Below are 14,436 nucleotides of genomic sequence, written 5' to 3'. Positions count from 1 at the left end.
CTGCCCGTTTGATGCGACGATGCGCATGTCAGGGTCTATTGATCTGCCTCAGACCAGCGTTTCGGGCGATTTTGTTACCGCATCTCCTGCGCCGGATTCACCCCTAGAATACCCAAACCGGCAGAAATAACAATCGAAACGGCCCGAGCCAGCGCCAATTTTGCATGTGTTGCCGATTGGCTGCTTGTGTTAACAAATCGTAAATCGTCATTGGATTTGCCGAGATGGTACAATCCGTGCAGATCTGAGGCCAGATCATAGAGGTAGAACGCGACCCGGTGTGGTTCATGTGTCCGGGCAGCAATGTCCACCAATCGCGGCCATTCAGCCAGTTTTTTGGCAACGGACAATTGTGCCGCATCATCCAGCAATGACAGATCAGCCGCACCAAGGGTCGCATCATCGGTGACGATTCCGGCCTCTGATGCCTTGCGCAGCGTCGAGCAGATCCGGGCATTTGCATATTGCACATAAAACACCGGATTGTCCTTGGACTGCTCCAGCACTTTGGAAAAATCAAAATCAAGCGATGCATCGTTTTTGCGGGTCAGCATCACAAAGCGGGTGACATCAGCCCCGACCAGATCCACCACATCGCGCAGGGTGACAAAGGTGCCCGCCCGTTTCGACATCTTGAATTCCTGGCCATCCTTGAACAGTTTGACCAGCTGCGTCAGCTTAATGTCCAGTGGCACCCGGCCATCAGACAGGGCCGAAACTGCGGCTTTCATCCGTTTGACATAGCCACCGTGATCAGCGCCAAAGACATCGATCAGCATATCAAAGCCACGATCAACCTTGTCATAGTGATAGGCAATGTCAGGCGCGAAGTAGGTCCAGGCGCCATCGGATTTTTTAACCGGACGATCCACATCGTCGCCATGTTCGGTGGATTTGAACAGGGTTTGTTCGCGCGGTTCCCAATCCTCAGGCTTCTTCCCCTTTGGTGGTTCCAGCACACCTTCGTAGATCAATCCCTTGTCATCCAGCTCGCCAATTGCGGCTTCGATCCGGCCGGTACCATACAGCGATTTCTCTGAATAGAACTTGTCCATTACCACGCCCAGCGACTTCAGGTCAGCACGGATCAGCTCCATCATGGCATCGGTCGAGAAGGTCCGAACCTCTTGCAGCCAGACATCCTCGGGCTGGTCAACATAGGCATCACCGACTTTGGCCTTCAGCGCCTTGCCGGTGTCGATCAAATAGTCGCCGGGATAAGTGCCATCGGGGAAAGCAACCTCTTGGCCGTGTGCCTCAAGATATCGCAGGTAGACAGACCGCGCCAAGACGTCGACCTGACCACCGCCATCGTTGATGTAGTATTCGCGGGTAACGTCGTAACCGGCAAAGTCCAACAGGCTGGCCAGTGCATCCCCAAATACGGCACCACGGGTATGACCAACATGTAGCGGCCCAGTGGGGTTGGCCGAGACATATTCAACATTAACCTTGAGCCCCTGCCCCATCTTGGAACGGCCGAAATCCAGCCCCGCACCCAAAACCGACTTTGGGATCCCTTGCCACACTGATGCTGCAAGACGCAGGTTCAGAAAGCCTGGCCCAGCGACTTCGGCAGAGGTGACCCGATCATCAGAGGCCAGCTTGACCGCCAGAGCCTCGGCGATATCGCGTGGCTTTTTCTTGGCGGGTTTTGCCAGTACCATTGCAGCATTGGTCGCCATATCGCCATGAGCAACGTCACGGGGCGGTTCAACCGCTACATTTCGCAAGTCCAGACCTGCGGGCAGCGTGCCATCAGACACCATCGTGTCGAGGCTTTCAATCACAAGCGAGCGGATATCTGTAAACAAGTTCATGTCTGGTGTCCCATAGGTTCAAGACCGCGAAGTATCATGCCCAGCCCAATGGTCAATATCTTATGGTCTGATGCTGCGAATTGGAAACAGGCATCAGATCACGACAAACCGCTATTTACTCACTTCCAGCCCCTTGATTAGCCTCTGGTGCTCTTGCAGGGCAAAACGGTCGGTCATGCCAGCAATGTAATCCGACACGATGCGTGCCAAAGCGGTTTCGCCATCTGCGGCTTGGATTTCAGCATGCCAGCGATCGGGCATTTGAAGTGGCTTTTGCAGATAATAAGGAAACAGCGCCTCGACCACCTTCCCCACTTCGGTCCGCTTCACCATCACCGTGGGTGCGCGGTACATCCGGGTGAACAGAAACGCGCGGATTTCCTTTAGATCGGCCCAGATCGGTCGCGAGAACTGGACAACGGGATGATCTAAAGCCCGGACAGCTTCAACACTTTGCACCCCGGTTTTGGCCAATGCGGCACGCGCAGTATCGATCACATCCCCGACCATGACCCCAAACACCCGGCGCAGTGCTTCGTGGCGGCGCCTGTTGGGATCGAGACCGGAGTACAACGCATCAACTTGAGCATAACAGGGGCCGATGATTGGCAATTGTTCAATATCTGCATCGGTAAACAAACCGGCCCGCAAGCCGTCATGTAGATCGTGATTGTTATAGGCAACATCATCAGCAAGGGCCGCCACCTGCGCCTCGGCACTGGCATAGGTGTGTAGTTCCAAATCATGCCGCGCGTTGTAATCGGCCAGAGTATACGGCAGTTCGCCAACCACGGGGCCGTTATGTTTGGCAATTGCCTCGAGCGTTTCCCAAGTCAGGTTCAACCCATCAAATTCAGCGTAGTGCCGCTCTAGCGCGGTGACGATGCGAATGGCCTGTGCGTTGTGGTCAAACCCACCATAGGGTTCCATCAGCGCATGCAGGGCGTCTTCGCCTGTATGACCAAACGGGGTATGGCCCAGGTCATGGGCCAGAGCCACGGCTTCTGTCAGTTCTTGGTTCAGCCCCAAAGCACCAGCAATGGTGCGACCGACCTGTGCAACCTCGATCGTATGGGTTAGCCGCGTGCGGTAGTTATCACCTTCGTGTTCAACAAAAACCTGTGTTTTGTGTTTCAGGCGGCGAAAGGCACTGGCGTGAATGATCCGGTCGCGGTCTCGCTGGAAAGGCGAGCGAAAACTACTCTCCTCTTCGGCAACCAATCGTCCACGGGTGTTTTCTGGCTTTGAAGCATAAGGCGCATGCATCTGTAATCTTTTCCTTTGCAAATCTTGTCGCCCGGCCTCTACCTTTCTATATATTAGACTGCGCCGCAACAGAACTTCGTGGAGATGGTATGCAACTACCACCAAAAGTAACCGATAGAGCCTTTGCCCGACTGGCCGAGATTGGCGCTGCCGTGCAGGGTCAGGCCCTGCGTATCGCGGTAGAAGGTGGTGGCTGTTCCGGGTTCCAGTACGAAATTGCGCTGGATGATGCCAAGGACGACGATCTGGTACTATCGGGTCAGGGCGAACAGGTGGTGGTTGATGCTGTGTCGCTGCCGTTTCTGGAAAATGCGGTGATCGACTTCACCGAGGAGCTAATTGGTGCCCGGTTCACCATTGAAAATCCTAATGCCAGTTCCAGCTGTGGCTGTGGGACTTCGTTCTCAATGTAAGACACCAGACTTGTTGCCCGTTGCTAGCCAAATACCAACGAAGACCGTGCAAAACTGGCAAAGAACCCCTCAAAATGGACGCTGCTGCTTTCAGCTGTGCGTAGGATTTCGTAAGACTCCTTGCTGAGTCCCGGCTCCAAATGTTGCCGCATCACCGGCCAACTAGGGCTACGATCGCGCCCCAGATCGAACAACATCTGCGACATCTGACGCAATGGGCCTATCCGTGCTGCGCTTTTGCGTATCTGCATCGGCCCCGGGGCCATCTGTGGAATAAAAGGCGCCCCCTTCACGGTAGCCATTGCCCAGTTGCAGACAAAATAATCATGATAAGCATCTTGTCCCGCCCCCGGTGTGGCACTGGTGATCACAAACCCGGCAGTTTGCCAACGCAACCAGTCCAACCAAGCCGCTGGCGGGTGCTTTCCAGCGTATAGCAGCGAAATGCAGACCTCGGCCAACAAATCTGAGTTTTGATCTAAGAAAGCCAACAGGCCCGCATATTCCAAACTCAATATGGCTTGCTTGCCAAGCCCGGGATCGCGGCGACCATACTCCGATAGGTAAAAAACAATATGTGTGAGTTCATAAGCTGCCTTTTTGTTTGGCAGAGCAAATGTCTCGGGGCGGTTAATAAAGCGATACAAACGGTCTGTAAGTGCCATGCTATTCGCGACACCGGCAACACCGCGTCGCAGCAAAAGGCGACGGGCTTCGGCGCGTTGTAAATCTGACAACTCAGCCTCGGCCAGCCCCTGGCGTGCTACCCAATGGGCAATCTCCTCGCCCTTGTCGCCACCAAACCCCAGATCCTCTAAGTCTAGGCAAATGGACAGAATAAACCTATAGTATTGCTGAAAAAAACAGATCCTGTTTTCAATGTTACTGTAAAAGCTAACCAGAGGTTCGAATTGATCTCCGCATAATTTGGCACCGGTACACTCTAGAATATTCAGCAGCTCTGCGTTTTCTTTTAGCCAGAAAACATCATCTTGCTGTCTCCGGTATTGGGCAAAATTACCGATCAATGCGCCGTATTGCGGAGCAGCTGGTGGCTGTGACAGTGGCGCCCTGAGAGGAATGATATTTGACATTTTCGGTCTTTCCTCTTCCTTGTGAAAACTAGGCGCCACGCCTGCCCGTATGCTTAGCTGCCTGACGAGAACATTTCTGTGCCGTCACCAACTGATGTCAGCTGACAGCGAACCGAAGTGGATCCAGAAGAGAACAACTGTGTTGCTTCACCTTTCAAGGCATCCGATACACAGGTAGGTGTTGAACCAGATGAAAACGCCCAAGTCGCGTCGCCGCTCATAATGTCCGCACTCATTTCTGGCGCTGACCCTGAAGAAAACAACGCTGTGCCATCTCCGTCGAACTGGCTGATAGAAGCAGTTTTGGTGGCAATTGGCAGCTCAGTTGGAATACGAAGGGCGGTCATGGCTAAACTCCTAAATTGGGGTGGATGTATACATATTGATAGCACACGCAATGGCTGATTTGACGGCTAAATTGTGCAACCTAAGGGGTCTAGTGCAGCAAATTTGTAGCTTTCACCTCGCAAATCGCTGTAAAAAAAGAGCAATAAATTTCCAGAAAATATTCCGGCCCGCAGGTCGGCTAGCGCAAATTCGCAAACCAAATTTACTCTACTACGGGTTGATTTTGCGGTCGTGCAGTGTCGGTTTCTGACACAAAACCGAATCGCTTATCCCTGCAACACAACCGCTGCCTTGCCTCTCCTGCCGGTATCGGCAATAGATCACTCCTGGCCTCAACAGGAGACGTGAGATGAAAATCGCCACCTTCAACATCAATGGTATCAAGGCGCGTGCACAGGCTCTGCCTGCCTGGCTGGATGATGCACAGCCTGACGTGGTGTTGCTGCAAGAGGTCAAATCCGTCGATGAGGCCTTCCCTCGTGAGCTATTCGAAGACCGTGGCTACAACGTCGAAACCCATGGCCAAAAAGGCTTTAATGGCGTTGCAATCCTGTCAAAGCTGCCGCTGGAAGATGTTCGTCGTGGCCTGCCTGGCGATGATGATGATGTACAGGCCCGTTGGATTGAAGCGACTGTTGTAGGCAAACAGGCGTTGCGCGTTTGCGGACTTTATCTACCCAACGGAAATCCGGTTGAACTGCAGGACGACGGACGTCCCGAACCGGGTGGCAAATACGATTACAAGCTGCGTTGGATGCACCGGTTACACGAACGCGCCAAGCAGCTGCTGGCTGAGGATGCCCCCGCATTGATGGCAGGTGACTACAATATCATCCCTCAGGCTGAAGATGCCAAACGGCCAGAGGCCTGGGTAGAAGATGCCCTGCATCGGCCTGAAAGCCGTGCAGCGTTTCAGCGCCTCGTCAATTTGGGTTTCACCGAAGCCTTTCGCGCCCGCCATCAGGACGCCGGCCACTATTCGTTCTGGGACTATCAGGCGGGTGCGTGGAACCGTGATGACGGCATTCGCATTGACCACTTCCTACTGTCGCCTCAGGCCGCCGATCTGTTGATGGATTGCCAAATCGACAAGCATGTTCGTGGTGGCGACAAGCCTTCAGACCATGTTCCGGTTTGGGTCGAGCTAGACCTGTAGCCCTCACTACGATGTGGTCAGAGCCAGCCTGTTATGGCTGGGCTGTCACATCGTGCTGATAAATCCAGTCAAATTGGCTGACCATCCGCTGTGGCGCAAACCGCCCGCCCAGCTTTAGCAACTGGTGCGCAGGCCAGGCTAGCGGCGCGCGCAAATGGTATTTCCAAGCATTGTTGGTGGCTGCAGCAACGACTTTCACCGCCCGGTCGCGCCGTTGCTGTTGATACAGACTTAAACCAGAATCTATGGTATCAGCAGAGGCCAGCGACGCGCCCAACACCCAGGCATCTTCCAGTGCCAGATTGGCACCCTGCGCCATAAAGGGCAGCGTTGGGTGCGCAGCGTCGCCCAGAATGGCCACACGTCCCTGATGCCAATTTTTGGCCACCGGATGACGAAACAACCCCCATAAACGGACATCATCTACTGCAGACAACAGGCCAGCCGCTGTGCCACCAAAACTTCGAAACGCCTCCCGAAGATTGGCCGGATCATCTGTATGGTTCCAGCCTTCGTCAGCCCATTCGCTACGCTCCTGCACTGCGACGATGTTGACCAGACCGCCATCCCGCAAAGGATAGGCCACCAGGTGCCTCTTTGATCCCATAAAAACCTGCGCTTCGGGGGGCAGGTTCAATACATTTGGTACCGTTGCCCGCCAAACCACCTGGCCAGTAAAAGACGGCTGGCCCGGTTCGTTGAATGCTTTGCGGGCTTTAGAATGCAGCCCATCTGCTCCAACTACCAAATCACCGCCGCACTGAGCACCATTGGAGAGATGCACAACGGGCGACGGCCCTGCCTCAACCCGATCCACTTTTTGAAGCAACCTCACCTGAATTCCGGCGCGCCGGACAGCATCAGCCAAAATTGAGATCAGGTCAGACCGGTGCACAAAGTAGAAATTCTGCCCTACACTGTATTGATCCAGGTCCAGCCGAAGAACTTGCTGCCCGTGTTTGTGATGTCTCAGAACCACTGCGCGTGCCCGCTGTGATCGCCAAGCCAGATCATCGTGCAATCCCAGTGCTTTCAGCACAGCAACGCCATTTGGACTGATTTGAAGCCCGGCACCAACTTCGGAAATTGCTTCAGCTTTCTCTAGCACGGTCACCGAGGCACCGCGTTGCTGCAGCACCAAGGCAGAGGTCAATCCGCCGATACCACCACCAATGATCGTAATTCTCTGACCTTTGAGTTCCATCACGTCCAACCGAGTATATGCTTCACCCACATAAACGAAAAACGCCGGGACAACAGGCCCCGGCGTTGAATTGTTTTCAAGATTTTGAACGCGCTTCAGTCGTCGCGGTGAACTCTTTCGCGACGTTCATGCCGTTCCTGCGCTTCAAGACTCATGGTAGCGATTGGTCTGGCATTCAGGCGCTTCAGCGAAATCGGATCACCCGTAACGCTGCAGTAACCATATTCACCTTCTTCAATGCGACGAATTGCTGCGTCGATCTTGGACACAAGCTTGCGCTGCCGGTCGCGGGTACGTAGTTCCAGCGATCGATCAGTTTCTTCACTGGCGCGGTCGGCATCATCGGGAATATTGCGGGTGTTATCCTGCAAACCCTCGATCGTGTCACGACTGTCTGCCAGAAGATCTTGCTTCCAGTTCAACAATTTTCGTCGGAAAAACTCCAACTGCCTTTCATTCATGAAAGGCTCATCTTCGGCCGGTCGATAGTCATCCGGCAGAAACACTTCTTGCTTCATTTCGGCTCCTTCGGTCAGGCCATGAATGTTGGTCATAGTGTACTCCCAAACATCTGGCCGCCCCCTCTGACGCAGCATTTATCTGCTCCATTCGAGATTGTCACTACACAATAGTATCTCCACTGAGTTAAAAGCATGGTAACGACCGAGCATCATTCAAATAGCTAGAAAAAAAGTAGGAAACACATGCGATTTCAGGGCACTAAAGACTATGTTGCAACCGACGACCTGAAAATCGCCGTTAATGCGGCTGTTACACTCGAGCGCCCACTGCTGGTTAAAGGCGAACCTGGCACCGGCAAAACCGAGCTGGCACGCCAGATTTCCACGGCTCTGGGCCTTCGAATGATCGAGTGGAATGTCAAATCCACCACCCGCGCCCAACAAGGCTTGTACGAATATGATGCGGTCTCCCGTCTGCGCGATAGTCAGCTGGGTGATGAACGGGTGCACGATGTGCGCAACTACATCAAAAAAGGCAAACTTTGGGAGGCATTTGAAGCGGACGAACGCGTTGTTTTGCTGATTGATGAGATCGACAAAGCAGATATTGAATTCCCCAATGACCTTCTTCAGGAACTCGATAAGATGGAGTTCTACGTCTACGAGACAGGTGAAACCATCCGGGCCAAGCACCGCCCAATTATGATCATCACCTCGAACAACGAAAAAGAACTGCCAGACGCGTTTTTGCGGCGCTGCTTTTTCCACTACATCCGCTTTCCCGATGCGGAAACGATGAAGCAGATCGTCGAAGTACACCATCCGGGCATCAAACAGACCTTACTAACGACTGCTCTGACCCAATTTTACGAGATCCGCGATACCGCCGGTTTGAAAAAGAAGCCCTCTACCTCTGAGGTTCTGGACTGGTTAAAACTGTTACTGGCTGAGGATCTGTCCCCTGAAGATCTGGCCCGTGATGGTGCGGACGCCCTGCCCCGGCTACATGGTGCACTATTGAAGAACGAACAGGATGTGCATTTGTTTGAGCGGTTGGCTTTTATGGCACGCGGCAAACGCTAGTCTCATATCTTGCCATGAGTGATGACCAGTGACACCATGATTGATAGCTATAGAATTCCCGCCACCTATTGGATTTTCCAACGATGACCAGCAAAGTGACGATCCGTGCCTTACGTGCAGACGACCGCCCTGAATGGGCTGAACTCTGGCATGACTATCTGGAGTTTTACGAAACGTCTTTGCCAGATGCGATCTATGACACAACATTTGCGCGCCTGATTGGGGATGATCCACAGGATTTCTCCTGTTTTGTCGCAGAGCAAGACGGTCACCTGGTTGGCCTGACACATTATCTGTTTCATCGCCACGCTTGGACCCAAGACAACACCTGCTATCTGCAGGATCTGTATGCCCGTCCTGAAACACGCGGAACCGGTGTTGGTCGTGCCCTGATTGAAGCTGTTTACGCGGCTGCGGATGTGCAGGGAAGTGGCTCGGTGTATTGGATGACACAAGAGTTCAACCACACAGCGCGTAAGCTCTACGACCGCATTGGCAAACAGACCCCATTTATTCGGTACCAGCGGTGAAAATTTGCCGCGCGGTTCTGGCTTTTGTGGTGGTCCTGGCGGGCTGTGACACAGTTCCGCTGGAACGCCCACCAACACGGGCCACTATTGCTGACAGTGCCTTACCCCCCGTCAAAACGTTTGGCGCCCCAAGCCCGGTCGCCCCACAGCGTTCTAATGCCGATATGGCACGGGATTTTCTGGACCTGCATTTCAAACTGGAAGGTGGCACGACTTTGCCCACCTTTACCCGTTTTGATGCCCCTATTACACTGCGAGTAACTGGCAAACCTGCGAGCAATCTGAATTCAGATCTGGCCAACCTGTTGTCTCGGCTGCAACAAGAAGCAGGCATCAATATTCGCCGCGTCAACAGCGGCAGCGCCAATATTACCATTGAATCTGTCAGCCGCTCAGAAATCCGCCGAGCCTTACCCAAAGCCGCCTGCTTTGTTGTGCCCAACGTCAGTTCTTTGGCTGAATATCGGCGCAGCAAGCGCCGGGCTAGCACCAATTGGGCACAGTTGCGGCAGCGCGAGACCCTGGCCATTTTCATTCCCAATGATGTCAGCCCACAAGAAGTCCGCGATTGTTTACATGAAGAGCTTGCGCAGTCTATCGGGCCGCTGAACGACCTGTACCGGTTGCCTGATTCTGTGTTCAACGACGACAATGTTCACACCGTTCTGACCGGGTTCGACATGCTAATTCTACGTGCAACCTACGCGCCTGAACTCTCCACAGGCATGAGCCGTGCACAGGTTGCTGCCCGCCTGCCTGCAATCCTGACCCGTTACAACCCGGCGGGCGACGCCCTTTCGTCTACCGCGCTGCAGGAGAGCCCTCGGGAGTGGATCTCATCGATAGAAACCGCATTGGGCCCCGGTGTATCAAGTGAAACCCGTCGACGTGCCGCCAACCAAGCTGTGACCACAGCACAAAAACTGGGTTGGCAAGATCATCGACGTGCCTTTGGCCACTATATACTTGGTCGCATGATCCAGAGCAGCGATCCGGTTTTGGCGCAACGGCACTTTCAAACCGCATTGCGTTATTTGGGGCAATCCCCAAGCACACAGTTGCACCGGGCCCAAATTGTGGCCCGGATGATGGCCTATGATATTGCCCGCGGTCAGGGCAGCAACGCCCTGACGATGGCCCAGCCCAGCATCACCGCCGCGGCGAAGTTTGAAAATGCTGCCCTGCTCTCCACCCTGATGCTCTTGCAGGCTGAAGCGCTGGAGTTGACTGGCGATTTTGAGGCCGCTCAAGCTGTCAGGCTGGACAGTCTGGGGTGGGCGCGCTACGGCTTTGGTTCAGACTGGGCGGTGCGGTCCAAAGTGAATGAAATCGCGGCTCTGCGCCCCAATACATAGACGGACGGACAGAATATGATCGTAATCGGCGGCTTGGCAATCGGGGCTCTGTTGGGGGTATTTTCAGCGCGAAAACGTGGTGGGGGTCTTGGCGACATCCTGCAATATGCCGCTGTTTACGGCATTTTATATGGCTTGGCTGGCATGTTGATCACCATTGTGGCGCACCGAATGGCGCTTTAAATCCATGTTTCAACCTTTTTTCGAGAACCTGCGCAATGCCTCAGTCCCTGTGTCTCTGCGTGAGTATCTGACCTTTCTCGAAGCCATTAAGGCTGGGTTGGCCACATATGACATCGAAGCATTCTATTTCCTTGCCCGTTCATCGATGGTCAAAGACGAACGTAATATCGACAAGTTTGACCGCGCCTTTGCTGCCACCTTTGAAGGGCTAGAGGCTATTTCGGCGCAGGCTGTGATGGATGCTGTCGACATCCCCGAAGAGTGGATCCGCAAAATGGCGGAAAAACACCTGAGCGAGGAAGAGCGCGCTGAGATTGAAGCCCTTGGCGGCTTTGACAAACTGATGGAAACGCTAAAGGAGCGCCTGAAGGAACAAGAAGGCCGCCATCAGGGTGGCAGCAAATGGGTTGGTACGGCTGGTACGTCTCCTTTTGGAGCCTATGGCTATAATCCTGAGGGAGTGCGGATCGGCCAAAAGGAAGGCCGCCACGGTCGCGCGGTCAAGGTCTGGGACAAGCGCGAGTTTAAAAATCTGGACGGTGACGTCGAACTTGGAACCCGCAACATTAAGGTGGCGCTGAAACGTTTGCGCCGCTGGGTGCGTCAGGGAGCGCACGAAGAATTGGATCTGGATAACACCATCCGTTCGACGGCTGAGCACGGCTATCTGGACGTCAAAACCCGCCCCGAACGCCATAACGCCGTCAAAGTGTTGCTGTTTCTGGATGTTGGTGGATCAATGGATCCGCATATTAAAATTGTCGAAGAGCTGTTCTCGGCCGCGCGCACCGAATTCAAACACCTTGAATACTATTACTTCCACAATTGTCTGTATGAAGGCGTGTGGCGTGACAATGCCCGACGTTGGGATGCACAGATCCCGACACACGAAGTGCTGCGGACCTATGGGCCGGACTACAAATGCATCTTTGTTGGTGACGCGTCGATGTCCCCATATGAGATTGCCTATCCGGGTGGGGCTAACGAGCATTGGAACAAAGAAGCCGGGCAAGTCTGGTTGCAACGCGCCCGCGAGCAGTGGTCGTCGAACCTGTGGATTAACCCGGTCCCTGAAAAGTACTGGGACTACACCCACTCGATTGGCATGGTCCGGGAAATTTTTGCGGATCAGATGGTTCCAATGACCCTGTCGGGACTAGAGCAAGGCATGAAAGATTTAACCCGGTGAACCGCAGTACGGGCTTGCCCTTGCCCATTGCGTTTGCACAGCCCATATCTAAGCCATGTTACGCCTGACCCCAATCCTGCTTGCCCTTGCCTATGGCATTGTGATGTATCGCATTTCGATCTGGCGCACCCATAAAGAACTGGATGCCAAATCGACCGAGCTTGCCGATCGAAAAATGAAGGCACTGACGGACCGGATGGCCGCTGCGCTGGAAATTCCACGTATTCCGGTTTTCATCTACGAAATTGATCCAGTCAACGGATTGGCAGCGCCGGATGGGCGGATTTTCATCACCCGCGGGTTTTACCGCAAGTATCAGTCAGGTGAAGTCAGCGACGCTGAACTGGCCTCGGTTATTGCACATGAACTGGGGCACGTTGCACTGGGGCATGCCAAACGCCGGATGATAGATTTTTCCGGGCAAAACGCCCTGCGCACAGCCCTGATGATGATCATTGGACGTTACATTCCTCTTATTGGCGGATGGATTGCCAATATGTTGACCTCGCTGCTGGCTGCCCGTTTGTCGCGCGGTGATGAGTATGAGGCCGATGAATATGCCGCTGCTTTGCTCACCAAAGCCGGGATCGGTGTTGAGCCGCAAAAAAGCCTGTTCCTAAAGCTGGAGGCCCTGACCCAACAGCGTGCGGGCATGGCGCCAGCCTGGTTGATGAGCCATCCAAAAACCGAGGAACGGATCGCGGCACTCGAGAACCTCGAAAGCCGCTGGAACAAAACCTAACGCTCCCTTGTACCACGAGATCAGAGTGCCCAAGTCTGCGTAACATGACACGGAGAGACCCAATGCTGTTTTCGCTTCTTGATCTTGCCCCTGTGCCGGAGGGCAGCTATATCCCGCAGGCTCTGAAAAACAGCACCGAATTGGCCCAAAAGGCTGAAAGCTGGGGTTTTCACCGATATTGGCTGGCCGAGCATCACAACATGCCCGGTATTGCCAGCGCTGCTACGGCGGTACTTATTGGTCATATCGCCAGTCAGACCCAACGCATTCGAGTGGGCGCCGGTGGCATCATGTTACCCAACCATGCGCCCTATATGATCGCGGAATCCTTTGGCACACTTGCCGCCCTGCATGGCGATAGGATCGACCTCGGGCTTGGTCGGGCACCCGGTACCGATATGCTAACGGCCCGCGCGCTAAGACGTGGTATGGGGCACGGTGACAATTTTCCGCAGGATGTGGTGGAATTGATGGAATTCTTGGGCCCTGATGACCCCGAACAAAAGGTCCGGGCCTTTCCCGGTCAGGGAACACAGGTTCCCGTCTGGATATTGGGGTCCAGTCTTTACGGCGCACAGTTGGCCGCACAGCTTGGGCTGCCCTATGCTTTTGCCTCACATTTTGCACCACAGGCACTGGACGAAGCCCTGAGCCTCTATCGGCGCAGTTTTCAGCCGTCGGTCCACCTCGAGAAACCCCACGCCATGATTGCGGCCAATGTTTTTGCAGCAGATAGTGATGCCGAAGGCACCCGGTTGCGCACAACCATGCAACAAGCCTTTGCCCGCTTGAGACTCGGAAAGCCTGGCAAACTCCCTGCCCCAGTTGATGACATCGCGGCACATCTGGAACCGCATGTTCTGGCAGGTGTAAACGAGGCCTTGCAGGTGTCTGCCACCGGCAGCCCAGACACAGTGCAGGCTGCCCTATCCAATATTATCGAACGCTATCAGCCCGATGAGCTGATCATAACCGGGCAAATCCACGACCATCAGGCACGGCTGAAATCGTTTGAGATTGCAGCGGAAATCCTGAAAGCTGCCTAACCCGCCAGTGCTTTGGCCAGTCGTGGCAGGCGCGCCTTTTTTAGCAAGGGACGGATCTGCCACTCACTGCCTGACAGACGGTTTGCTACGGTAAGGACCTGTTCGCCCAACTGTTGCATTCCCGAGCTGTCTTTTAGCCAAATGGAATGAAGCAACTCGTCAGGCCCAAGCCTTTTCAAGCCTTCTTCCGCCAGGATATTGCGCGGGAAATCTTTGTTGTTCATCGTTACGATGGCATCTGCAGATCCGGAAATGGCAGTGGCCAACACATGAATATCCGCAGGATCCGGTAACCACAGCCGTTGTTCCAATCCTTGCGTGGCGGGCAGTTCTGCCTGCGGCCAGTTGGCGCGTATCAGGGCAATCTCAGCGCAGGCCTGCGCCGCGCCTTCCGGACCCAGTTTAATGGCTGCCCGTTCCCACTCGCCCAGTATCCGGGTCGACCACAGAGGCACGAAATGCCCCAGCCGGGCGGCGCCCAAGAGCATTTCGCGCATCACAGTGGGGTAGAGAACACAGGTATCCAGAAGCAGTTTCATGCTGCAA

General features: G+C 54.3%; 16 protein-coding genes. 9 read left to right on the top strand and 7 right to left on the bottom strand.

Features of this window, described 5'->3' with window-relative positions; all coding sequences use genetic code 11:
- Window positions 1–74: 74 nt before the first annotated feature.
- Both argS and GO984_RS00120 read right to left on the bottom strand, forming a co-directional pair.
- Window positions 75–1,820 (bottom strand): arginine--tRNA ligase, encoded by a 1,746-nt coding sequence (argS, locus tag GO984_RS00125; RefSeq protein ID WP_157020588.1) that lies wholly within the window; start codon window positions 1,818–1,820, stop codon window positions 75–77.
- A gap of 111 nt (window positions 1,821–1,931) precedes the next feature.
- A complete protein-coding gene (locus GO984_RS00120) occupies window positions 1,932–3,086 on the bottom strand; it encodes a deoxyguanosinetriphosphate triphosphohydrolase (protein ID WP_157020587.1) in 1,155 nt (384 codons plus the stop codon).
- Between the two features lie 89 nt (window positions 3,087–3,175).
- Between GO984_RS00120 and GO984_RS00115 the strand changes: the two genes are divergently transcribed.
- A complete protein-coding gene (locus GO984_RS00115; RefSeq protein ID WP_138163300.1) occupies window positions 3,176–3,499 on the top strand; it encodes a HesB/IscA family protein in 324 nt (107 codons plus the stop codon).
- A gap of 23 nt (window positions 3,500–3,522) precedes the next feature.
- Here the strand turns inward: GO984_RS00115 and GO984_RS00110 are convergent, their stop codons facing one another.
- Window positions 3,523–4,593 carry a DUF6902 family protein gene (locus tag GO984_RS00110; protein WP_157020586.1) on the bottom strand — a complete coding sequence of 357 codons (1,071 nt, stop codon included), beginning with the start codon at window positions 4,591–4,593 and terminating at the stop codon, window positions 3,523–3,525.
- A gap of 53 nt (window positions 4,594–4,646) precedes the next feature.
- On the bottom strand, window positions 4,647–4,940 hold the full coding sequence (locus GO984_RS00105) for a DUF6749 family protein (protein WP_157020585.1): 294 nt from the start codon (window positions 4,938–4,940) through the stop codon (window positions 4,647–4,649).
- A 350-nt stretch (window positions 4,941–5,290) separates the two neighbouring features.
- Here GO984_RS00105 and xth point away from each other — a divergent pair, with 350 nt between their 5' ends.
- On the top strand, window positions 5,291–6,097 hold the full coding sequence (gene xth, locus GO984_RS00100) for an exodeoxyribonuclease III (protein ID WP_157020584.1): 807 nt from the start codon (window positions 5,291–5,293) through the stop codon (window positions 6,095–6,097).
- Window positions 6,098–6,128: 31 nt separating this feature from the next.
- Here the strand turns inward: xth and GO984_RS00095 are convergent, their stop codons facing one another.
- Together GO984_RS00095 and dksA are read right to left on the bottom strand one after the other, a co-directional pair.
- A complete protein-coding gene (locus tag GO984_RS00095; RefSeq protein ID WP_157020583.1) occupies window positions 6,129–7,301 on the bottom strand; it encodes an FAD-dependent oxidoreductase in 1,173 nt (390 codons plus the stop codon).
- Window positions 7,302–7,396: 95 nt separating this feature from the next.
- Window positions 7,397–7,819: an RNA polymerase-binding protein DksA gene (dksA, locus tag GO984_RS00090; protein ID WP_138163429.1), complete on the bottom strand. Its 423-nt coding sequence runs from the start codon at window positions 7,817–7,819 to the stop codon at window positions 7,397–7,399.
- Between the two features lie 186 nt (window positions 7,820–8,005).
- Between dksA and GO984_RS00085 the strand changes: the two genes are divergently transcribed.
- The 7 genes from GO984_RS00085 to GO984_RS00060 all read left to right on the top strand — a co-directional run bounded on the left by GO984_RS00085 (window position 8,006) and on the right by GO984_RS00060 (window position 13,890).
- On the top strand, window positions 8,006–8,845 hold the full coding sequence (locus tag GO984_RS00085; protein ID WP_157020582.1) for an AAA family ATPase: 840 nt from the start codon (window positions 8,006–8,008) through the stop codon (window positions 8,843–8,845).
- Between the two features lie 83 nt (window positions 8,846–8,928).
- Window positions 8,929–9,375 carry a GNAT family N-acetyltransferase gene (locus GO984_RS00080; RefSeq protein WP_157020581.1) on the top strand — a complete coding sequence of 149 codons (447 nt, stop codon included), beginning with the start codon at window positions 8,929–8,931 and terminating at the stop codon, window positions 9,373–9,375.
- Between the two features lie 2 nt (window positions 9,376–9,377).
- On the top strand, window positions 9,378–10,730 hold the full coding sequence (locus tag GO984_RS00075) for a DUF2927 domain-containing protein (protein WP_342448057.1): 1,353 nt from the start codon (window positions 9,378–9,380) through the stop codon (window positions 10,728–10,730).
- A 15-nt stretch (window positions 10,731–10,745) separates the two neighbouring features.
- Entirely contained in the window at window positions 10,746–10,913 is a 168-nt protein-coding gene (locus tag GO984_RS23305; RefSeq protein WP_167740156.1) for a hypothetical protein, read from the top strand.
- A gap of 4 nt (window positions 10,914–10,917) precedes the next feature.
- Window positions 10,918–12,102: a vWA domain-containing protein gene (locus GO984_RS00070; RefSeq protein ID WP_157020580.1), complete on the top strand. Its 1,185-nt coding sequence runs from the start codon at window positions 10,918–10,920 to the stop codon at window positions 12,100–12,102.
- A gap of 55 nt (window positions 12,103–12,157) precedes the next feature.
- Window positions 12,158–12,844 carry a M48 family metallopeptidase gene (locus tag GO984_RS00065; protein ID WP_157020579.1) on the top strand — a complete coding sequence of 229 codons (687 nt, stop codon included), beginning with the start codon at window positions 12,158–12,160 and terminating at the stop codon, window positions 12,842–12,844.
- Between the two features lie 62 nt (window positions 12,845–12,906).
- A complete protein-coding gene (locus tag GO984_RS00060) occupies window positions 12,907–13,890 on the top strand; it encodes an LLM class flavin-dependent oxidoreductase (protein ID WP_157020578.1) in 984 nt (327 codons plus the stop codon).
- Here GO984_RS00060 and GO984_RS00055 read toward each other — a convergent pair.
- Window positions 13,887–14,429: an RSP_2648 family PIN domain-containing protein gene (locus GO984_RS00055; RefSeq protein WP_157020577.1), complete on the bottom strand. Its 543-nt coding sequence runs from the start codon at window positions 14,427–14,429 to the stop codon at window positions 13,887–13,889. The genes GO984_RS00060 and GO984_RS00055 overlap by 4 nt on opposite strands.
- Between the last annotated feature and the right edge of the window lie 7 nt (window positions 14,430–14,436).

Origin of the sequence: Parasedimentitalea huanghaiensis, assembly GCF_009753675.1 — a bacterium.
In the GTDB taxonomy this organism is placed as follows: Bacteria; Pseudomonadota; Alphaproteobacteria; order Rhodobacterales; family Rhodobacteraceae; genus Parasedimentitalea; species Parasedimentitalea huanghaiensis.
This window is presented reverse-complemented; position numbering and strand designations above follow the sequence as displayed.